A 19,476-nucleotide genomic window follows, 5' to 3' on the forward strand; every position below is an offset into this window, starting at 1 on the left:
CCTGACAGGCACATAGTCAAAATGTCCCTTTCCCGCTACAGTTATTCATCCACGGCAAGTAAGGAGAGGGACATGCTCTATATCTTTGATTTAGGTAATGTGATTGTCGATATCGACTTCAACCGCGTGTTAGGTACCTGGAGCGATCTGAGCCGTGTGCCGCTGGCATCGTTAAAGCAGAGCTTTACGATGGGGGAGGCCTTCCATCAGCACGAACGAGGAGAAATCACCGACGAAGCGTTTGCCGAGGCCCTTTGTCATGAGATGGATCTGTCGCTGAGCTACGAACAATTTTCTCACGGCTGGCAGGCCGTTTTTGTCGCGCTGCGGCCTGAGGTTATCGACATCATGCATAAGCTACGCGAGCAAGGGCATCGTGTGGTTGTTCTGTCGAACACCAACCGGCTGCATACGACGTTCTGGCCAGACGAATATCCAGAGATTCGCCAGGCGGCGGACCATATTTATTTGTCGCAGGAACTGGGGATGCGCAAACCGGAGACGCGGATCTATCAGCATGTGTTACAGCAAGAGGATTTTTCAGCGAGCGATACGGTCTTTTTTGACGACAACGTCGATAATATAGCAGGAGCCAACCAGTTGGGGATAACCAGCATTCTGGTGACCGATAAAACCGTTATCCCTGAGTATTTCGCGAAGCTGTTATGCTAAAAACCGTGCATCAAAAAGCCAGGCACCATACCCGACCTATCTGGGCCTGGCTGAAACTCCTCTGGAAGCGCATTGATGAGGACAATATGACAACCCTGGCAGGGAATCTTGCCTATGTCTCGTTGCTCTCATTAGTGCCGCTGATCGCTGTCGTCTTTGCGCTTTTCGCCGCTTTTCCGATGTTTTCCGATGTCAGCATCCAGCTGCGGCACTTTATTTTTGCCAACTTTATCCCGGCAACGGGCGATGTGATCCAGCGTTACATTGAGCAGTTTGTTGCCAACTCCAACAAAATGACGGCTGTAGGAGCCTGCGGGTTAATCGTCACCGCGCTGTTGTTAATGTATGCCATTGATAGCGCTTTGAATACTATCTGGCGAAGTACGCGTACACGGCCAAAAGTGTACTCCTTTGCGGTCTACTGGATGATTTTGACATTGGGGCCGCTATTGGCAGGGGCCAGTCTGGCGATCAGCTCCTATCTCCTCTCATTACGCTGGGCGAGCGATCTGAATACGGTGATCGATGATGTGCTGCGTCTCTTTCCGTTGATTCTCTCCTGGCTTTCATTCTGGCTTCTCTACAGCGTGGTACCGACTACGCGCGTACCAAATCGGGATGCGATTGTCGGCGCCTTTGTGGCCGCTGTGCTGTTCGAGGCAGGGAAGAAAGGTTTCGCGCTTTATATCACCATGTTCCCGTCATATCAGCTTATTTACGGCGTGTTAGCGGTGGTACCCATTTTGTTTGTCTGGGTGTACTGGACGTGGTGTATCGTCTTGCTTGGCGCGGAAATAACTGTCACTCTCGGGGAATACCGCAAACTCAAACAAGCCGCAGAACAAGAAGAAGCAGACCAACCATGATTGCATTAATTCAGCGCGTAACCCGTGCCAGCGTCACCGTGGAGGGCGAAGTGACGGGTGAAATTGGCTCAGGACTTTTAGTGTTGTTGGGTGTCGAAAAGGATGACGACGAGCAGAAAGCGAATCGCCTGTGCGAGCGCGTACTCGGCTACCGTATTTTTAGCGATGCCGAAGGCAAGATGAACCTGAACGTACAACAGGCGGGCGGGAGCGTGCTGGTGGTTTCACAATTTACGCTGGCGGCGGATACTGAACGTGGCATGCGCCCGAGTTTTTCCAAAGGAGCAACGCCGGATCGCGCTGAAGCCCTGTACGACTATTTCGTCGAACGCTGCCGCCAGCAGGAAATGAACACGCAGACCGGACGCTTCGCTGCGGATATGCAGGTTGCGCTGGTGAATGATGGCCCCGTGACGTTCTGGTTACAGGTATGAATCAGCTTCCGGCGTGGCCGCGGGTAACAAGAGAGAGTACTGCTATGTATCACCTTCGAGTACCGCAAACAGAAGAAGAATTAGAACGTTACTATCAGTTTCGCTGGGAAATGTTGCGTAAACCGCTGCATCAGCCGAAGGGTTCCGAGCGTGATGCCTGGGACGCAATGGCGCACCACCAGATGGTGGTGGATGAAGAGGGTAACCTGGTGGCTGTCGGGCGTTTGTATATCAACGCCGATAACGAAGGCTCAATCCGGTTTATGGCCGTTGATCCGGCGGTACAGGAGAAGGGGCTGGGAACGCTGATGGCGATGACGCTGGAATCGGTCGCACGTCAGGAAGGCGTCAAACGAGTGACCTGTAGCGCGCGGGAAGATGCGGTAGAATTCTTTGCCAAACTGGGTTTTGTCAATCAGGGAGAAATCACCACGCCGCAAACCACGCCAGTTCGCCACTTTTTGATGATCAAACCGGTTGCCTCGCTCGATGACATTTTGCATCGCGGTGACTGGTGCGGACAACTGCAGCAGGCGTGGTATGAGCATATCCCGCTGAGCGAGAAGATGGGTGTACGCATTCAGCAGTACACCGGGCAAAAATTCATTACCACGATGCCAGAGACGGGTAATCAAAATCCGCACCACACGCTGTTTGCCGGAAGTTTGTTTTCGCTTGCGACGTTAACCGGCTGGGGACTCATATGGCTGATGCTGCGTGAGCGTCATCTGGGCGGAACGATTATTCTTGCCGACGCCCATATCCGCTACAGCAAACCTATCAGCGGCAGACCCTCTGCGGTTGCCGATCTCGGTTCTTTGAGCGGCGATCTCGACCGTCTGGCGCGTGGGAAAAAGGCGCGAGTCCAGTTACAGGTTGAACTCCTGGGTGACGAGACGACCGGCGCCATTTTTGAAGGGATCTATATCGTCCTGCCCGCCAGACCGTTTGGCCCCTATGAAGAAGGCGGAAACGAGGAAGAGTAGGGATTGCCCCTCTTTATTCGATAACGGTTTCTGAGCGCTGAATACCAACACGCGAGGCAATGTCCTGCATTGCGCTGCGTGCCGCATGGCTGACACCTGCTAGCTGGAAAAAACCATGGATCACGCCGAGATAGCGCTGGCAGGTGCAATCCACGCCTTGTGCCGTCAGTCGGTGATACAAAAGTTCACCTTCGTCGCGCAGCGGATCAAACTCAGCGGTGATGATGTGCGTGGGCGGTAAGCCGCCGAGATCATCTCGCCAGAGTGGGCTGGCTTCGGGATGCTGACGTTCGGTATGGGGCAAATACATCTCATACCCGGTAAGCAGCGTATCGCGGGTAATGATGTAGTCCAGACCATTGCGGGTATAGCTCTCACATTTTGCGCTCGCGTCAAGCATCGGGTAGATCAGCATCAGCTGTGCGGGCAGCCATTGCTTTGCCGCCTTCAGGCGCAATGCTGTCACCAGTGCAAGGTGTCCGCCCGCACTGTCTCCGGCAAGCGTGATGCGCTGGCGTTCAACGCCAAGCTGCTCCGCATATTGCCAGATCAGGTTGGCTCCTTTTTCGGCATCATCATGCGCCGCAGGAAACGTGTGTTCTGGCGCGAGGCGGTACTGTACGGCAATCACCCGGCAACCGCTGGTATACGCCAGTTGCCGCAACTGATTATCGTGGGTGGCAAATCCGCCACTCACGAAACAGCCGCCGTGGTAGTAAATGACGCAGGGCAGAGCACCCGAAGCGTGGCGCGGCGATACGACGCGCAGCGTTATTCCCTCCAGCTCAACATCACTGACTTCTACGCGCGTTTCCGTTTCTCCCGCGAGGGCGGTACTGGCGATATAGCCCGCTCTCCGGTCATCAATATGTTGCCGTCGCGCAGAAGGGCGTCCTGCCGCGATAAATTCCTCGACCAGTTGTGCGATACCGTTTTCAAGTGCCATTTTCTTAATCCCTTAAATCTGTATGAATATACAGTGTTATAACCTGGTTTTTGACGAAAGAAAATGGTGGATTTAGGCCAGGGTTGAACTCTGGAAAGCGTCTCGCAAAAGAGTTATCTGCCCTTCAATTCTGGTGGCAATGTCCTTTTTGCCGCCGTAAGGTGATGAAGTATCAACTATGCGCCATTGACGTATAGTTATATTCGCTTACTATAAGCCAATGGCATAATAAAAATGATATTCATAGAAACGGAATTTTTTACTGAAGACGTCCAACAATTGTTGGACGACGATGAATACCATCGATTTCAGCTGTTCCTGACTGCGCAGCCTGAGTGCGGCGATGTGATCCAGGATACTGGCGGCTTGAGAAAAATTCGTTGGAAAGCGCGGGGGAAGGGGAAGCGAGGTGGTGTCCGAATAATCTACTTTTATCAGAGCAAACGAACAGAAGTTCGGTTATTACTGATTTATCGAAAAGGGATTAAGGATGACCTGACTCAGCAGGAAAAGGCAGTACTCCGTATGTTAAATGAGAGGTGGTAAATGGATAAGGCGCTATTCGAGCGACTGACTAAAAGCATGAACCAAATGAGTGAGATTGTTGAAGGAAAACGCCCACCTTCACGAACTTTTCATATTGATGCGATGAAAATTAAAGAAATCCGTCAGGCTTCAGGATTATCGCAATCGAAATTTGCCGATCTGATATCCGTCAATGTTGATACCTTACGCAACTGGGAGCAGGGAAGACGTTCTCCTACGGGGCCAGCAAAAGCCTTACTAAGGGCAATCGCTAACGATCCGTTGCATGTCATCCCTGCACTAGCGCAATAAAAAACCCGGTAGCGTTCCACTTACCGGGTCAAATTACGCAGAGATTGAGTTTACTCCCCTTCCCCCGGGAACAGGAACGGGTTGATGGAACTGCGGGCGAAGCCTTCTTGTTCCATGCGCGCGTCCAGCACCAGCGACGCGAGGTCGTCGGCAACGGCTTCCACTTTCGGATCTTTTTCCTGATACAGAATCTTCAGGTAAGTTCCGCAGTCACCGCAGCTTTCGGCTTTGATCGCCGCTTGCTCATTGTCCAGTGACCAGTAGTGCAGATCGCGGCTTTGCTCGCAGTTGCTGCATTTAACGCGAACCACATGCCACTCGGTTTCGCAGAGGTTGCAGTGCAGATAGCGCAGTCCCTGGGTGGTGCCAATTTGCACCATGCTGGAGACCGGCATCGAGCCACACACCGGGCAGTATTGACGCTGTTCGCCATATTCTGCGCGGGCTTTCCCTGGGATCAGACTGGCCATTTGCGCCCAGTACAGCGACAGAGCAGCCCAGATGAAGGGAGCCTTATCACTGCTAACAGAGGCGAAATCAGAGGCAAACAGGGCGCTGGCCATCTGCTCCAGTTCCTGTTCGGAGGCTTTTTCCAGATTCTCGATCACCGCCAGCGCCGGGCCGCTCATCTCGGGTTTCAGTTCGGCAATCAGCGAGTGCAGCAGTTTTTGCCAGTGCTTATCGCGCGGCAGAACGTGGATATCCAGCGGCGGCTTACCCTGCTCGTTGGCTTCTTTGATGCGTGCGGTCAGATCCATCTGCAATGGATGGTCATAGAGCACCACTTCCTGGGCATGGGCGATCAGCGCAGCAAAGCGCAGGTAATCCCCCAACGGGTTGTTCTCAGCCAGTTCGCGCAGACGTTCGGCGCGGCGGTTATACAGGTTTTTGAGCCGGGGGAATAATAACGGTGGAATCATATCCGTCGCGCGTTTCTCGCTCTTTTCCAGCTCATCTTGCGGGATGATACGAATGCTCATTCAGTCACTTCCTGGTTAGGCAGATTTAGCTATGTGTAATCCGCTCTGTGAATTGGCGGGGATTTCGCGCCCGCTGTGGTGAATGTCATTAATGATAACCGCAATCGGCCTGCGGGTTATACCGGTGACATCGCAATGTGTGCGTTACGATACCTGATATCGATACCCCAGACCATGCACCGTTCGGATTAGCTGTGGGTGATTGGCATCCTGTTCGATGACTTTGCGGAGCCGTGAAATGTGCTGATCCAGCGTGCGGCTATTCGGCAAATAGTCGTATCCCCATGCCGCATCGAATAACATATCGCGTGTAACCACCTGATTTTGATGCCGCTTCAGGCAGCTTAAAATCCGTACTTCCCGCAGCGTCAGTTCCAGCTTTTGCTCGTCGCGCCAGGCGCACAGTTCATTCGGGAACACCGTCAGGTCGCCAAACGTAAAGCTGAGGTTAGGCTGTGTGGCGTTATGGTTCAAACAGCGACGGGCGATGGTTTTTATCCGCGCCCGCAGCTCATGAATCCCAAACGGTTTGCTGATGTAGTCATCTGCGCCCAGTTCCAGCCCCACGACCCGGTCGATCTCCTCATCTTTGGCGGAGAGAAATACGATGGGAATGTGTTCGTTCTGACGGCGAATTTCCCGGCAGACTGTATAACCATCCATTTCGGGCATCATGATATCTAACAGCACAAAGTCCGGTTTTTCGCGGTGATAACTCTCCAGCGCCGCACGCCCGTCCGGTGTGGCAATAAGCGAATAACCCTCGCGCGACAGCGCATCCACCAGACCCTGGCGGATGTTGGCATCATCTTCAGCAATCAATATCTTCATGTTCTTATCCCTGCGGCAGCATAAGGGTAAAGCGGACGCCGGGCTCTTGCGCCGTTACCTGAATCTTGCCGTGCAGGCGTTGCGCCAGTTGGCAAGCGATGGTGAGCCCAATACCGGTACCTGACACACCTTCGGTAATGGAAGATTTGACCCGATAAAACGGGCGAAAGATCAAGGACATCTCATTCTCCGCAATGCCGGGACCATAGTCACGAACGGCGATCTCCACGTTACCCGCAACGCGTTCAACGATCAGATCCACCCGCTGACCCTGCGACGCGTACTTTTCAGCATTACTCAGGAAATTGCTGACAATTTGTGTGATCACGTCGCGATCGCTGTGCAATGTCAGATTCTCAGGGCAGGACAGTTGAATCGTCATCCCTTTTGCCTGTAATGCAGGCGTAAAGATCTGCGTGATTTCTGTCATCAGGCGGGGGATATCGACCGCCTGAAGATGCAGTTTCGGCGCGCGCGTAAAGGTCAGGATATTCTGGATAAGCCGCGATAACCGCTGACCTTCCTGAGTGATCACATCCACATAGCGTCGCTCGTGCGTTTGTTCATCATCCAGCCCTTCACGCAGCAGTTCAGCATAGAGCGTGATGTTGGTCAGCGGTGTTTTCAGTTCGTGTGACACCTGGCTGACAAAATCGACCTGCTGGCGCGCCTGACGCGCAGCGCGGGTATATTCCCGCCACAGCGAGAAGCCCAACAGGGCGACGGCGACCAGCAGCAGGACAATTAACACGCCGCCCCACAGCCAGATGTGCCAGAGCGGCGTGTTGGCACCGTAAGCGCTGACCTGCCACGTTGTGAGCGGATACTCCAGCGTGCGGGTGTCCAGCAAGTTGAGCCGCCGCAGATCCGCCTGCGCGTTCTGATAAAGCTGCCGGCCGTTTTCCGTCACCCGGACAATCTGCTGAGGATCCTCCTGGTTCACCTGAATACCGTTCGCCATATCCATCATCAGCTGTACCCAGGAGAGGCGAAAGCCGATGATCGCCTCGTCTTTCTGCCGCCAGTAGATCAGCAGCGGCTCCTGAGTCTCAAAGCTAATAAACCAGCCGGCCTGCGGCGTGTCCTGTTCGCTGTGCGTCATATGGCTGGCAAGTTGACTGGGATCGTTGACCAGCGGGCTGAGCAGGCGCACCCACTCTTTATCCTCATTGCTCAACGGCTGACGCTCATCGGGGTAGAGAAGATGATTTTTTCGCAGGATAAAGACGTTGGCAATGTCGCTGTCGTTCTCTTTGAGCGTGCTGAGAGTGGCAATATCTGCGGGGTTGATAAAATCACCGATCGCATGCAGGCGCGAGGCTTTTTGCTGCAGAATGTTTTCGATACCCCTGGCGACGCCGGCGGTTTGCGATTTCGCCAGGGTCTGGGTTTGGTACTGGCGTAATAAGACTTCATGTTCCAGAGTGCGAACGCCCAGGTAAGCAAGCAGGATAAAAAACATCAGTGTAATGACGAGATAAATCGGCTTGCGTCTGAGCATCCAGCACTCCTTGTGGATCAGTTCGATTTCGAACTCTGGTTTTTGGTTTTATAACTCTGTTCTTTCAGCGACTTACGCGAGGCTTCTTTGCTTTCGCTTTCCATCCTGTCCAGCAGCTTAAGATTTTCCTCTGCGCTCTCCTGCGCCTTCATTCTGGCGGCCGGTGCGCTAAGCGGTAACGCGCTGAGTGTACTGGAGTTTTCGCGCAGGATCGCTTTCGCCTCGTCCATTTTGCCTTCGTCGATGAGCTGTAACGCCTGCTCATTCTGAATGGCGGATTTCTGAATGGCGGAATCAACGACCACATCCTCAACCTGCGCTTTCTGAACGTCGCTGGCAGAGGCGGTATAGCTGACGGCCATCTTGTCATCCCAGCGCTCTTTCTGCCCGGTGGCGAGGTTGTTATAGCTGACGTTGACCTCGGCGAGCGGTTTACTCTGTGCGGCCTGACCTTTCGCCGGCAGCACCTCCAGCATGACATATTTCTCCTGATTGGCGTAAAGCTGGTTCAGTTTTACGGTGACCATGTTGTCGCGGATTTCACCTTCACGTCCCAGCAGACGCAGCGGTTTAACGTTGTCGGCAACGTTAATTTGCACCACCACATCCTGAGCGACGACGGACATCACATCGCCAAATTCATGAGCAAAGGCTTTCTCCAGCGCGTCGGTGTTCTGCACAAACACATGGTTGCCATCGCTGTACTGGGCAATCGCCGCCATCAGATCTTCATTGTAGCCTTCGCCAATGCCCATCGTGGTGATGGCAATGCCTTTACGGGCGGCAATTTTACCCAGTTCCGCCAGTTCGCTGGTGGAGGAAGGACCAACATTCGCCTGACCATCAGACAGCAGGATGATGCGGTTAACATGGGCTTTATCGAGGAATTTACTGGTTTCTTTGATGCCGCGGCTGACCCCGGCAAACAGCGCGGTACCGCCACGCGCGGTCAGTCGTTCCCGAATGTGGCTGATGAGTTTTGCTTTGTTGCCGACGTTGGCTGCGGGCACAATGACATCCACAACGTCGTCGTAAATCACCACCGATAGCGTGTCCTGAGCGCTTAAGGTGTTCACCGCCATCACGGCGGCTTCGGTTGCCTGTTCGATGCGGTCGCCGCCCATGGAGCCGGAGCGGTCAATCACCAGCGCGAGGTTGATCGGGCTGCGTTTGGTCGCATGCAGCGGGAAACCCGTCAGTGACACTTTGAGGTAGTTTTTGTCCTGGCTGTTTTCCAGCACCAGCGGGGACGCCAGTTCGGATTTAATTGTCACTTTCGGCGCAGGCGGTTGTGCCGCCGTCGTTGTCGCAAGCAGTCCCAATGCCAGGGCTGCGAAGAGGTGTTTGAGATTCACGGTACGTCTCCTTGTCTTAAGAATCGACTCCATTCTTATGCGACCGCAACGCCGGTTGGTCTGTTATCTGTATAAAGTTGTCAAAAAGTTGTCAAAACTAAAAAAAACATCCTTAAAAAAAACGCCGGAAACACAGTCTCCGGCGCCATCTTATCGGTTCACAAACAGCGTCTGCTTACGACTGATTCTTTTCCTGCTTTTCGCGAACTTCACGGTACCAACGCGGGTGATGTTTCTTCGCCCAGGAGCGAGTTACCCAGCCTTCCACCATGGCGGTAATGGTGCCTTTTACCCACAACGCGGCGTAAATATGCACCATGATAACCACAATCAGCGCGACGGCGGCAAATGAATGCAGCATTAACGCGAAGCGGATCACCGGAATGGAGAACGCTGGCGCAAAGTACGGACGCCAGATGATCACACCACTCACCAGCAACAGTACCAGGAAGATAATCGCCGCCCAGAACACACATTTCTGACCGAAGTTATACCGCCCGGTGTCACCTACCTCTTCGTTGATGACTATCTTGCGAATGTTCTTCGCCCAGAAAATGTCATCCCGGTTAATCAGGTTATGGTGCCAGTAACGGAAAAACATGATGATGAACGAGGCAAACATGACAACGCCCACAAACGGGTGCAGAATACGCGCCAGCTGTGGTGTCCCCATGATTTGCATCAGCCAGTTGAAGGACGGAAAGAAAAAGCCCAGTCCGCTCACCGCCGCCAGCACGAAGCAGAAGGCGGTGACCCAGTGGTTGATGCGTTCCGGCGCCGTGTAGCGCACGATGGTGTCACGTCTTTTCATTTGCGCACCTCATCGTCTTTCTCTTCATGCAGGTTGTTTTCTTCCTCATCCGCACGGTTCGGACCGACACCGACGTAGTGGAAGATGCTGGCCGCAAAGGTCGCGGCAAAGCCGACCGCTGCAAGAGGCTTCCAGATCCCTTTCCAGAATTTCACGGTGGCGCTGATTTCCGGGTTCTCCGGCAGACCGTGGTACAGATTCGGTTTGTCGGCATGGTGCAATACGTACATCACGTGCGTACCGCCAACGCCTGCCGGATCGTACAGACCCGCATTGTCGTAGCCGCGCGTTTTCAATTCTGCCACGCGTTCGCCCGCCAGCGTTTTCATATCCTCTTTGGAACCAAAGTGGATCGCCCCCGTTGGACAGGTTTTTACGCAAGCCGGTTCTTGTCCGACATTCACGCGGTCAACGCACAGCGTACATTTGTAGACGCGGTTGTCTTCCGGGTTCAGTCGCGGCACGTCGAACGGGCAACCGGCGATACAGTAGCCGCAACCGATGCACTGCTCAGACTGGAAGTCGACAATCCCATTGGCATACTGAATGATAGCCCCTTCAGCCGGACACGCCTTCAGGCAGCCCGGATCGGCGCAGTGCATACAGCCATCCTTGCGGATCAGCCATTCCAGTTTGTCGTTCTGTTCCACTTCCGAGAAGCGCATCACCGTCCAGGATTTGGCGGTGAGATCCGCCGGATTGTCATACACCCCAACGTTGCTGCCGATTTCATCACGGATGTCGTTCCACTCTGAACAGGCCACCTGACAGGCTTTGCAACCAATACAGGTGGTGACGTCGATGAGTTTCGCTACCTCTTCCTGGAAGTCCCGCGCCTGAGGCGCGGGGGTGAGACCGTTAGTCGCGGAACGACGGATAATGTCTTGCGATTGATAAGCCATAAGTCGTCTCCGTTACACCTTTTCCACGTTCACCAGGAAGGACTTAAATTCCGGCGTTTGTGAGTTGGCATCACCCACTGACGGCGTCAGGGTGTTTGCAATAAACCCTTTCTTCGCCACACCTTCATAGCCCCAGTGAATAGGAATACCGATAGTATCGATATCCTTACCGTCTGCCTTCAGCGTGCGAATACGCTTGGTCACCACTGCTTTGGCTTTGATATAGCCTCGGTTAGAGGAGACTTTCACGGTATCGCCATGGGCGATGCCAAGCTTATTCGCCAGCGTCTCACCGATCTCCACGAACTGTTCCGGCTGTGCGATGGCGTTGAGCAGCGCATGCTTGGTCCAGTAGTGGAAGTGCTCGGTCAGACGGTAAGTGGTTCCGACGTACGGGAACTTATCGGCTTTACCCAGCGCTTCGGCGTCGCCCTTAAAGATACGGGCTGCAGGGTTGGAAATAACGTTCGGGTGCAGCGGGTTGGTTCCCAACGGCGTTTCAAACGGTTCGTAGTGTTCCGGGAACGGCCCTTCCGCCATCTTGTCGAGGGCGAACAGGCGTCCCATCCCTTCCGGCTGCATGATGAACGGCCCGACGTCGGTGCCCGGTGCGGCGGCGCTGTAGTCAGGAATGTCCATTCCGGCCCATTTCGCACCGTCCCATTTCAGGATCTGGCGCTTCGGATCCCACGGGTTGCCCTGCGGATCAGCGGAAGCACGGTTGTAGAGAATGCGGCGGTTCAGTGGCCATGCCCACGCCCAGCCCAGCGTATTGCCCAGACCGGACGGGTCAGCGTTATCGCGACGCGCCATCTGGTTGCCTTCCGGCGTCCAGCTTCCGGCGAAAATCCAGCAGCCGCTGGAGGTAGTGCCGTCGTCACGCAGTTGGGCAAACGAGCTGAGCTGTTGGCCTTTTTTCACGATCACTGCGCCCGTTGCCGGGTCGATGAGATCGGCCAGCGCTTTGCCGTTGCTCTCCATTGCCACTTCTTCCGATGCCGGTTCATGTGGAGTGGAGTAGTTCCAGGTCATGCTCAGCACCTGTTCCGGGTTGGCGCCGCTCTGCTCGGCATACAGCTTACGCAAACGCAGGAAGATACCGGCCAGGATTTCACCGTCAGTGACCGCGATCCCCGGGGCGTCCGCACCTTTCCAGTGCCACTGTAGCCAGCGACCAGAGTTGACGATTGAACCGTTCTCTTCGGCGAAGCAGGTGGACGGCAGGCGGAACACTTCGGTCTGGATTTTCGACGGATCCACATCGTTCGACTCACCGTGGTTTTGCCAGAAGGTGGAGGTCTCGGTGTTGAGCGGATCGATCGTCACCAGGAACTTCAGTTTGGAGAGTGACGCGATAGTTTTGTTTTTGTTCGGGAATGAGGCGACCGGGTTAAAGCCCTGGCAGATATAGCCATTGACCTTGCCCTCTTTCATCATCTCGAAGTACTGCAGAACGTCGTACCCTTTGTCCCACTTCGGCAGCCAGTCAAAGCCCCAGTTATTTTCCGCCGTTGCTTTATCGCCATAGAAGGCCTTCATCAATGAGACGAAGAATTTCGGGTAGTTGCCCCAGTAGTTGACCTGGTCTTTCAACAGCGGTTTCGGCGTGTTGGCGGTCAGATACGTTTGCAGGTCCGGCTGTTTTTCATTCGGCAGCGTCAGGTAGCCCGGCAGGCTTTGCGACAACAGACCCAGGTCAGTCAGCCCCTGAATGTTGGAGTGACCACGCAGGGCGTTAACGCCGCCGCCCGCCATCCCCATGTTGCCCAGCAGCAACTGGATCATCGCCATGGTACGGATGTTCTGCGAACCGATGGAGTGCTGCGTCCAGCCGAGGGCATACAGGAACGACGCGGTTTTGTCTTTCGCGCTGGTTTCTGCGATGTATTCACAAACCTTCAGGAAGTCGGCTTTTGGCGTACCGCAGATGTTTTCCACCACGTCCGGCGTGTAGCGGGAGACGTGCTGTTTCAGCAGGTTCCAGACGCAGCGCGGGTGTTGCAGGGTGGTATCGCGTTTCGCAAAACCGTCTTCGTCCAGCTCATAGTTCCAACTGGTCTTGTCGTACTTGCGTTGATCCGCGTTATAGCCGGTGAACAGGCCATCTTCGAAGCCAAAATCTTCACGCACGATCAGGCTGGCGTTGGTGTAGGCCTCGGTGTATTCGCGGTTATATTTTTCGTTAGTCAGCAGGTACAGCATCACGCCTGACAGGAAGGCAATGTCAGTACCAGAACGGATTGGGGCATAGAAATCGGCCACCGACGCCGTACGCGTGAAACGTGGATCGATCACAATCAGCTTCGCGCCGTTGTGAATTTTCGCTTCCATCGCCCAACGGAACCCGACCGGGTGTGCTTCTGCGGCGTTACCGCCCATCACCACGACGAGGTTAGCGTTCTTGATGTCGACCCAGTGGTTGGTCATCGCACCGCGACCAAATGTTGGAGCAAGACTTGCTACCGTTGGTCCGTGTCAGACACGCGCCTGGTTGTCGACCGCGAGCATACCGAGCGCGCGGGTAAATTTTTGCGTTAAAAAGCCGGTTTCGTTACTGGACGCGGAAGCACACAGCATCCCGGTCGACAGCCAGCGGTTAACGGTGACGCCTTCTGCGTTTTGCGCAATATAGTTGGCATCACGATCTTCTTTCATCAGCTTCGCGATGCGGTCAAATGCCTCATCCCAACTGATTTGTTGCCATTTATCCGAGCCTGGCGCACGGTATTCCGGGAATTTCAGGCGGCTTTCAGAGTGGATGAAGTCCACCAGACCGGCCCCTTTCGGGCAGAGCGCGCCACGGTTGACCGGATGGTCCGGGTCACCTTCGATATGGAAGATAGATGCTTTGGCGTTTTTCGCACCGTCACCGAGGCTGTACATCAACAGTCCACAGCCAACGGAACAGTAAGTGCAGGTGTTACGGGTTTCGCGGGTGCGCAGCAGTTTGTATTGCCGTGTTTCCGCTAGCGCTACGCCGGGCGCAAAGCCCAGTGCCGCCGCCGTGGTGCCTGCCATACCGCCAGCGCAGATCTTAAAGAACTGCCTTCTGCTGACCTGCATGGTTTGCTCCTTTTCGACATTGTCACATCCCTTTCACATTCATATTGGTGAGCGCTCAGGGCGTGGTTGTTATTTTTCTTTGCGGACGGGACCGCAAAGGTCCAGAATTGGGTCAATTCCCCCCATCCAGGAGGGGCTTGTGACAGAATACCACAATGTTGGTACGTGTGTTCTTATACGGTTAAAAGAAAGTGAATAAGATACATCCAAAAGAAATCGAAAATGTGATAAGTGTCACGGGTTTCCGCCAGGTTAACCTCTGGAAACGAGAGGATTTACAGCACCCTCAGCCGGATGAGGTCGCTGAAGAAGTGCCCGTTGCGCTGGTCTATAACGGCATCTCTCATGTTGTCATGATGGCCTCACCAAAGGATCTGGCACATTTTGCGGTTGGTTTTTCCTTGTCTGAGGGGATTATTGCCAGCCCGCGCGAGATCTATGGCATGGACGTGGTTCCCTCCTGTAATGGTCTTGAAGTTCAGATCGAGCTTTCCAGTCGCCGTTTTATGGGGTTGAAAGAACGCCGTCGCGCGTTGGCGGGGCGCACCGGGTGCGGCGTGTGCGGTGTTGAGCAGCTCAATGACATCGGTAAACCTGTGCAGCCGCTGCCATTCACCCAGACCTTTAATCTCGCCAGGCTTGATCACGCGTTAAGGCATCTGAAAGATTTTCAGCCCGTGGGGCAACTCACCGGATGTACGCATGCTGCGGCGTGGGTGATGCCATCGGGTGAACTGGCGGGCGGGCATGAAGATGTTGGTCGACATGTCGCGCTGGATAAACTGCTGGGGCACCGTGCCGCTGAAGGCGAGGGCTGGATGTCAGGAGCGGCGCTGGTTTCCAGCCGTGCAAGTTATGAAATGGTGCAGAAGTCTGCAATGTGCGGTGTTGAGATCCTGTTTGCCGTTTCTGCCGCCACCACGCTGGCGGTTGAAGTCGCCGAGCGCTGCAATCTGACGCTGGTGGGATTTTGTAAGCCAGGCAGGGCAACCATTTATACTCATCCGCAGCGTTTAATCGCTGAGTGACTTTGATTCAATTAATTTGAATGACATGCGCAAATCCTTCCGCTTTTAGTTGTCTGAGTAACGGCCTATTATTTATCACATCAAGGCACGGTGCCTTACTCGAACAACTAAGTTAAAGGGTTTATATCATGAAAAGCATCAAAACTTTTGTCGCAGTTATCGCTCTCGCTACCTCTTTCGGTTCTTTCGCTGCCCAGTCCGTGACTGCGACCGGTTCTACTCTGGAAAGCACTGAAGCAAAAATCGCTGCGCAGGCTGAACAAGCGGGTGCCAGCTCCTATAAAATCACTCAGGCTTACACCGGTAACCGCGTGCACATGACGGCGGAACTGCTGAAATAAGTTCATCTTCATCGTCGAAAGAGCGCCCCCTTAAGGCGCTTTTTTCGTTTCTGCTATTCCCTTCCAGCCCCCTCTTTTTCCCTCCAAAGGCACTAACTGAAAATAAAAATGGGGTCTCAATCACATTTTTATCTTTTTATAAAATACGTCTGCTAAAGGAAAAACAGTTCGAAGATAAGGGATTTTCCTCTCTGCATTAACTCAATGATTTCTAAATAAATAAAAAAATAAGTGTTAACTCCGTCGCTGATTTTAAATGTGAGGAATATCACAAAAAATGCCTTATTATGATAGCTGTCAATACTACTCTCTAACAAATTTATCGGCATTGTGTGATCTTCGTTGCAAATATGAGTCTTGAAGTCAGGGAAGAATGTTTCCACAGGCGCTTCGGAGGAAACACAATGAAAATTGGTATTGTCATTAGTGGTGGAGACGTTTCTGGAATCAATAATTTTATATTCCAGATTGCCAGACTCGCGGATGCAGAAATTACCTTATTCAATGGTGGTATTCCCGGCTTGCTGGAGAAAAATCACCATGACGTGACCTGGCGCGATTTAGTCGATTTTTCTATCGCGGCGATACCGATTATTACCTCGGGAAGAACAACCCGTAAGTTGCAGCGTAGCGAATATGAAACGATCGCCAGAAAACTTAAGTCGCTGCACATTGATGTGCTGATTATGGCAGGAGGCGACGGTAGTTTACAGTTTCTCAATACCCTGAGCGAGTTTGATATTAATTGTTTTGGCGTAGGGATGACTATCGATAATGATGTTTATGGTAGCCATTATACGATTGGTTTTTCGACCGCCTGCGAACAGATTATTAAGGAGGTTTCACGTTTAAGAAACACGGGCAGAGCGCTACCCGGTCGCGTATTTATGGTGGAATTGTTGGGCGGATATTGTGGTGAATTAACCCTGCAATCCGCCATTAAATGCAATGCAGATATTGCCCTGATCCCGGAGTCCCAGATGCCGCTTGAAACCATAGCGGAACGGGTGAAGCAGAAGCTGGCCGTCCAGAACAGCGTGATTATCCTGTGCTCAGAAGGCTACACCAGAGAATATTCTCCCGGCTTTCAGGGGGCGATTGACACAATGATTAAACAACTCGAACCGCGTATTGGCGAGCGAATTCGTAAAACGATTGTCGGTTACGGTTTACGAAATGGCGATCCGACCTGTGAAGAAATTTATCAGGGCACCATTATGGCGAGCGAAGTGGTTCGGTGTATCCAGTCAGGGATGAAAAATAAAGCGATTATTATAAATCAAAGTAATAAACCTATTCCGATTGATCTCGTAAGTATGAAAAAACGTCTGGTTGATACAGAAGGACATCATTACAAACTTGCCAAACAACTCAATATTATTTGAGGAGACCTTACATGCTGAAAATTCTTTGCGTATGTGGCTGCGGCCTCGGTTCAAGTTTTGCTATTGAAATGACGGCGAAAGCGGTTTTAAAGAAACTGGAAATTCCTGCACATATCGAGCATACCACGGTATCTGAAGCGGGAGCGTTTAAATCCGACATGATCCTGACGCAAAAAACCTTTGCTGACATCTTAACGGCTGATGCCAGTGAAGAAGAAATTAAACGGGTCGTGGTTCTGAATAAGCTCACAGACAAAGACGAAATTGAAGCCAAGATCGTCGCGTTTTTAAAAGAGCGGAATCTGAAGGTAGCCCATTATGAATAGCTTCGTTGAATTCATCGTTAAAGATTTGCTTGGTCAGGCGTCGATATTAATCGCTTTCATTGCCATGCTTGGTCTTATCCTGCAAAAGAAATCGCCCGGGAAAACCGCAGAAGGCACGTTTAAAACGTTGCTTGGTTTTTTAATCATGATGGCCGGGATCAACATTATTGTCGCCACGCTGACCTTCCTGAACGATATTTTTACTCAGGGATTTGGCATGAAGGGCTACATTACCGATGTGGCCGCCATTGCCGGATTAGCCAACCGTGAGTTGGGATCGGAAGTGGCGTTAACCCTGATGGTGATTTTTGCCGTCAATATCATCATCGCCCGTCTGACTCCGTTGAAATATATCTTCCTGACGGGGCAAGCTCTATTGTGGATGGCGACTATTGGTGCGGTCATTGGCTATAAATCGGGTCTTACCGGGCTTCCGCTGATTCTGACCGGCGGTATTTTTGGCGGCATCATGGCGGTTCTGATGCCTGCGCTGGCGCAACCGGTGGTCAGACGTATCACCGGCTCGGATGATGTGGCGCTGGGACACTTTTGCACCATTGGCTACCTGGTTCAGGCGGCGGTAGCAAAAGTGGTGGGCAAAGGGTCTCGATCCACGGAAGACCTCGAATTACCTGATAACTTCAAATTTTTACAGGATACCTACCTCGCCATGGCGGTAGTGATGGTGCCGATGTACCTCATTCCGGCGCTGGCGGCGGGGCCGGAATATATCGCCCAGTTCTCCGGTGGCGTGAACTACCTGATGTATGCCTTCATGCAGTCTATTCAGTTTGTGGCCGGCGTCTTCGTACTCTACAGCGGCGTGCGTTTATTGCTCAACGAACTGGTTCCGGCGTTTCGTGGTATCGCCATGCGTATCGTTCCGGATGCAAAGCCCGCGCTGGATTGCCCGGTTCTGTTCCCTTATGCGCCCAACGCCGTGATTGTGGGATTCCTGGCGACCACGGTTGGTTCAATCATTGGCATGTTGGTGTTCCCGATGTTTGGTCTGGCGATGATCCTGCCGGGGCTGCTAACCAACTTTTTCGCCGGAGGGACGGCGGGTGTCTTTGGTAACGCGCTGGGCGGTCGTCGCGGGGCGATGATCGGGGGTGTGGTCCACGGTCTGTTCATCACCTTCCTGCCTGCGATTCTGGTGCCGATGCTGGAAACCTACGGTTTCACCGGCGTCACGTTCAGCGATTCGGACGTCATCAGTTCCGGCCTCGTCTTAGGCCACGCCTTCCAGAATAACTGGCTGTTTGTTGCGTTATTCATTGTTTTTGTTGCCGCACTGGCATGGTTCGTAAACGGTAAATCCGCTAAGCCAAAAGGGGAAAATGTTCATGAGTCTGTATAACTTCAACGAGATCCTGAAAATCGGCCAGGAAAGAAATTTCAAAGCGATTGGATCCTTTAACCTGCACTGTATTGAAATGCTGCCTGCATTTTTTAAAGCGGCGCAAAAAACAAATAGCCCGTTAATGATTCAGATTTCAACCGGGACGGCGGAATATCTGGGCTACCGCCTGCTGGTCGATGCAGTGCGTTCGCTGGCGGAGAGCGAGAATGTTCCGACCTGCCTGCATCTGGATCACTGCTCAGATATCAGCGCGATTGAGACGGCAATGAATGCCGGATTCTCTTCGGTGATGTATGACGGCTCGCACCTGGGGCTGGAGGAAAATATCGGTAATACCCGCATCGTGGTGGAGATGGCGCGACCGCGTAATATAACGGTGGAAGGCGAACTCGGCGCTATCGGTGGCTCAGAGGATGGTAAAGCGGTGGCGGCAGAAGATATCTGCTTTACGACGGTAGACGATGCCAAACGCTTTGTTGATGAAACGCAGGTCGACATGCTGGCGGTGTCGGTGGGCACAGTGCACGGCCTGTATACCGGCAAGGCGCAGATTCAACATCAGCGGCTGAAAGAGATCAGCGCCGCGACCGGTGTTCCACTGGTATTACATGGTGGAACGGGGGTGAGCGACGACGATATGCGTCTGGCGGTTACCGAAGGCATTAATAAAGTGAATGTCGGTACGGAAATGAACGTACAGTGGGTCGATCAGTGTAAAAATACCTTTGAGAAAGGCAAGGTAAATGACAGCGTACGTAAGTTTTTAATTCCGGCAAATAATGCAGTAACCCAGGTATTAATGGAAAAGATCGCGTTATTTAAATAACTTCGTTATTAATAAATGATATT

Annotated in this window: 20 protein-coding genes; 12 read left to right on the top strand and 8 right to left on the bottom strand. The window is 52.9% G+C overall.

The features are described 5' to 3' along the window. Window positions 1-72 precede the first annotated feature (72 nt). Genes yihX through fabY form a run of 4 tightly spaced genes read left to right on the top strand, consistent with a single transcriptional unit; the run spans window position 73 to window position 2,958 of the window. Window positions 73-672, top strand: coding sequence for a glucose-1-phosphatase (gene yihX, locus KE671_RS20635; RefSeq protein ID WP_206164529.1), 600 nt, complete (start codon window positions 73-75; stop codon window positions 670-672). Beyond that, window positions 666-1,538 carry a virulence factor BrkB family protein gene (locus KE671_RS20640; RefSeq protein ID WP_206164530.1) on the top strand — a complete coding sequence of 291 codons (873 nt, stop codon included), beginning with the start codon at window positions 666-668 and terminating at the stop codon, window positions 1,536-1,538. The genes yihX and KE671_RS20640 overlap by 7 nt, the downstream gene beginning before the upstream one ends. Then, window positions 1,535-1,972: a D-aminoacyl-tRNA deacylase gene (gene dtd, locus KE671_RS20645; protein WP_206164531.1), complete on the top strand. Its 438-nt coding sequence runs from the start codon at window positions 1,535-1,537 to the stop codon at window positions 1,970-1,972. Before KE671_RS20640 ends, dtd begins: the two co-directional genes overlap by 4 nt. A 44-nt stretch (window positions 1,973-2,016) precedes the next feature. Continuing rightward, the gene (gene fabY, locus KE671_RS20650; protein WP_206164532.1) at window positions 2,017-2,958 is read left to right on the top strand and encodes a bifunctional GNAT family N-acetyltransferase/hotdog fold thioesterase; all 942 of its coding nucleotides are present in this window, start codon (window positions 2,017-2,019) and stop codon (window positions 2,956-2,958) included. A gap of 13 nt (window positions 2,959-2,971) precedes the next feature. Here the strand turns inward: fabY and KE671_RS20655 are convergent, their stop codons facing one another. Then, a complete protein-coding gene (locus tag KE671_RS20655) occupies window positions 2,972-3,904 on the bottom strand; it encodes an alpha/beta hydrolase (protein ID WP_206164533.1) in 933 nt (310 codons plus the stop codon). A 234-nt stretch (window positions 3,905-4,138) separates the two neighbouring features. On the opposite strand from KE671_RS20655, the gene KE671_RS20660 reads away from it, so the two are divergent. Together KE671_RS20660 and KE671_RS20665 are read left to right on the top strand one after the other, a co-directional pair. Beyond that, window positions 4,139-4,450 carry a type II toxin-antitoxin system RelE/ParE family toxin gene (locus tag KE671_RS20660; RefSeq protein ID WP_206164534.1) on the top strand — a complete coding sequence of 104 codons (312 nt, stop codon included), beginning with the start codon at window positions 4,139-4,141 and terminating at the stop codon, window positions 4,448-4,450. Then, on the top strand, window positions 4,451-4,741 hold the full coding sequence (locus KE671_RS20665; protein ID WP_206164535.1) for a helix-turn-helix domain-containing protein: 291 nt from the start codon (window positions 4,451-4,453) through the stop codon (window positions 4,739-4,741). 50 nt (window positions 4,742-4,791) lie between these two features. Here the strand turns inward: KE671_RS20665 and fdhE are convergent, their stop codons facing one another. The 7 genes from fdhE to fdnG all read right to left on the bottom strand — a co-directional run bounded on the left by fdhE (window position 4,792) and on the right by fdnG (window position 14,184). Further along, on the bottom strand, window positions 4,792-5,721 hold the full coding sequence (gene fdhE, locus KE671_RS20670; protein ID WP_206164536.1) for a formate dehydrogenase accessory protein FdhE: 930 nt from the start codon (window positions 5,719-5,721) through the stop codon (window positions 4,792-4,794). A 144-nt stretch (window positions 5,722-5,865) separates the two neighbouring features. Further along, entirely contained in the window at window positions 5,866-6,552 is a 687-nt protein-coding gene (locus KE671_RS20675; RefSeq protein WP_206164537.1) for a response regulator transcription factor, read from the bottom strand. Window positions 6,553-6,556: 4 nt separating this feature from the next. Then, window positions 6,557-8,053 carry a sensor histidine kinase gene (locus KE671_RS20680; RefSeq protein WP_206164538.1) on the bottom strand — a complete coding sequence of 499 codons (1,497 nt, stop codon included), beginning with the start codon at window positions 8,051-8,053 and terminating at the stop codon, window positions 6,557-6,559. A 17-nt stretch (window positions 8,054-8,070) separates the two neighbouring features. Beyond that, entirely contained in the window at window positions 8,071-9,408 is a 1,338-nt protein-coding gene (locus KE671_RS20685; protein ID WP_206164539.1) for a vWA domain-containing protein, read from the bottom strand. 175 nt (window positions 9,409-9,583) lie between these two features. Then, complete coding sequence (gene fdoI, locus KE671_RS20690) at window positions 9,584-10,219, bottom strand: formate dehydrogenase cytochrome b556 subunit (protein ID WP_206164540.1); 636 nt, start codon at window positions 10,217-10,219, stop codon at window positions 9,584-9,586. Next, on the bottom strand, window positions 10,216-11,121 hold the full coding sequence (fdoH, locus tag KE671_RS20695; RefSeq protein ID WP_206164541.1) for a formate dehydrogenase subunit beta: 906 nt from the start codon (window positions 11,119-11,121) through the stop codon (window positions 10,216-10,218). The genes fdoI and fdoH overlap by 4 nt, the downstream gene beginning before the upstream one ends. A 12-nt stretch (window positions 11,122-11,133) precedes the next feature. Beyond that, a complete protein-coding gene (fdnG, locus tag KE671_RS20700) occupies window positions 11,134-14,184 on the bottom strand; it encodes a formate dehydrogenase-N subunit alpha (protein ID WP_206164542.1) in 3,051 nt (1,016 codons plus the stop codon). Between the two features lie 191 nt (window positions 14,185-14,375). Here fdnG and fdhD point away from each other — a divergent pair, with 191 nt between their 5' ends. The 6 genes from fdhD (at window position 14,376) to KE671_RS20730 (ending at window position 19,453) form a co-directional block, all read left to right on the top strand. Then, the gene (fdhD, locus tag KE671_RS20705) at window positions 14,376-15,212 is read left to right on the top strand and encodes a formate dehydrogenase accessory sulfurtransferase FdhD (RefSeq protein ID WP_206164543.1); all 837 of its coding nucleotides are present in this window, start codon (window positions 14,376-14,378) and stop codon (window positions 15,210-15,212) included. Between the two features lie 128 nt (window positions 15,213-15,340). Further along, window positions 15,341-15,553, top strand: a complete 213-nt coding sequence (locus KE671_RS20710; protein ID WP_042325482.1) for a DUF1471 domain-containing protein — start codon at window positions 15,341-15,343, stop codon at window positions 15,551-15,553. Between the two features lie 404 nt (window positions 15,554-15,957). Continuing rightward, entirely contained in the window at window positions 15,958-16,938 is a 981-nt protein-coding gene (locus KE671_RS20715; protein ID WP_206164544.1) for a 6-phosphofructokinase, read from the top strand. Between the two features lie 11 nt (window positions 16,939-16,949). After that, window positions 16,950-17,264, top strand: a complete 315-nt coding sequence (locus KE671_RS20720; protein ID WP_042325486.1) for a PTS sugar transporter subunit IIB — start codon at window positions 16,950-16,952, stop codon at window positions 17,262-17,264. Beyond that, window positions 17,257-18,624 (top strand): PTS sugar transporter subunit IIC, encoded by a 1,368-nt coding sequence (locus KE671_RS20725; RefSeq protein ID WP_125370347.1) that lies wholly within the window; start codon window positions 17,257-17,259, stop codon window positions 18,622-18,624. Before KE671_RS20720 ends, KE671_RS20725 begins: the two co-directional genes overlap by 8 nt. Next, complete coding sequence (locus KE671_RS20730; RefSeq protein ID WP_206164545.1) at window positions 18,611-19,453, top strand: class II fructose-bisphosphate aldolase; 843 nt, start codon at window positions 18,611-18,613, stop codon at window positions 19,451-19,453. The genes KE671_RS20725 and KE671_RS20730 overlap by 14 nt, the downstream gene beginning before the upstream one ends. Window positions 19,454-19,476 lie beyond the last annotated feature (23 nt).

This window comes from Citrobacter amalonaticus, assembly GCF_018252635.1.
Classification (GTDB): domain Bacteria; phylum Pseudomonadota; class Gammaproteobacteria; order Enterobacterales; family Enterobacteriaceae; genus Citrobacter_A; species Citrobacter_A amalonaticus_E.

What these genes read in the sequence shown, in the direction of transcription:
- yihX (WP_206164529.1), top strand. Translation starts at nt 73, where the DNA reads ATGCTCTATATCTTTGATTTAGGTAATGTGATTGTCGATATCGACTTC.
- KE671_RS20640 (WP_206164530.1), top strand. Translation starts at nt 666, where the DNA reads ATGCTAAAAACCGTGCATCAAAAAGCCAGGCACCATACCCGACCTATC.
- dtd (WP_206164531.1), top strand. Translation starts at nt 1,535, where the DNA reads ATGATTGCATTAATTCAGCGCGTAACCCGTGCCAGCGTCACCGTGGAG.
- fabY (WP_206164532.1), top strand. Translation starts at nt 2,017, where the DNA reads ATGTATCACCTTCGAGTACCGCAAACAGAAGAAGAATTAGAACGTTAC.
- KE671_RS20655 (WP_206164533.1), bottom strand. Translation starts at nt 3,904, where the DNA reads ATGGCACTTGAAAACGGTATCGCACAACTGGTCGAGGAATTTATCGCG.
- KE671_RS20660 (WP_206164534.1), top strand. Translation starts at nt 4,139, where the DNA reads ATGATATTCATAGAAACGGAATTTTTTACTGAAGACGTCCAACAATTG.
- KE671_RS20665 (WP_206164535.1), top strand. Translation starts at nt 4,451, where the DNA reads ATGGATAAGGCGCTATTCGAGCGACTGACTAAAAGCATGAACCAAATG.
- fdhE (WP_206164536.1), bottom strand. Translation starts at nt 5,721, where the DNA reads ATGAGCATTCGTATCATCCCGCAAGATGAGCTGGAAAAGAGCGAGAAA.
- KE671_RS20675 (WP_206164537.1), bottom strand. Translation starts at nt 6,552, where the DNA reads ATGAAGATATTGATTGCTGAAGATGATGCCAACATCCGCCAGGGTCTG.
- KE671_RS20680 (WP_206164538.1), bottom strand. Translation starts at nt 8,053, where the DNA reads ATGCTCAGACGCAAGCCGATTTATCTCGTCATTACACTGATGTTTTTT.
- fdoI (WP_206164540.1), bottom strand. Translation starts at nt 10,219, where the DNA reads ATGAAAAGACGTGACACCATCGTGCGCTACACGGCGCCGGAACGCATC.
- fdoH (WP_206164541.1), bottom strand. Translation starts at nt 11,121, where the DNA reads ATGGCTTATCAATCGCAAGACATTATCCGTCGTTCCGCGACTAACGGT.
- KE671_RS20710 (WP_042325482.1), top strand. Translation starts at nt 15,341, where the DNA reads ATGAAAAGCATCAAAACTTTTGTCGCAGTTATCGCTCTCGCTACCTCT.
- KE671_RS20715 (WP_206164544.1), top strand. Translation starts at nt 15,958, where the DNA reads ATGAAAATTGGTATTGTCATTAGTGGTGGAGACGTTTCTGGAATCAAT.
- KE671_RS20720 (WP_042325486.1), top strand. Translation starts at nt 16,950, where the DNA reads ATGCTGAAAATTCTTTGCGTATGTGGCTGCGGCCTCGGTTCAAGTTTT.
- KE671_RS20725 (WP_125370347.1), top strand. Translation starts at nt 17,257, where the DNA reads ATGAATAGCTTCGTTGAATTCATCGTTAAAGATTTGCTTGGTCAGGCG.
- KE671_RS20730 (WP_206164545.1), top strand. Translation starts at nt 18,611, where the DNA reads ATGAGTCTGTATAACTTCAACGAGATCCTGAAAATCGGCCAGGAAAGA.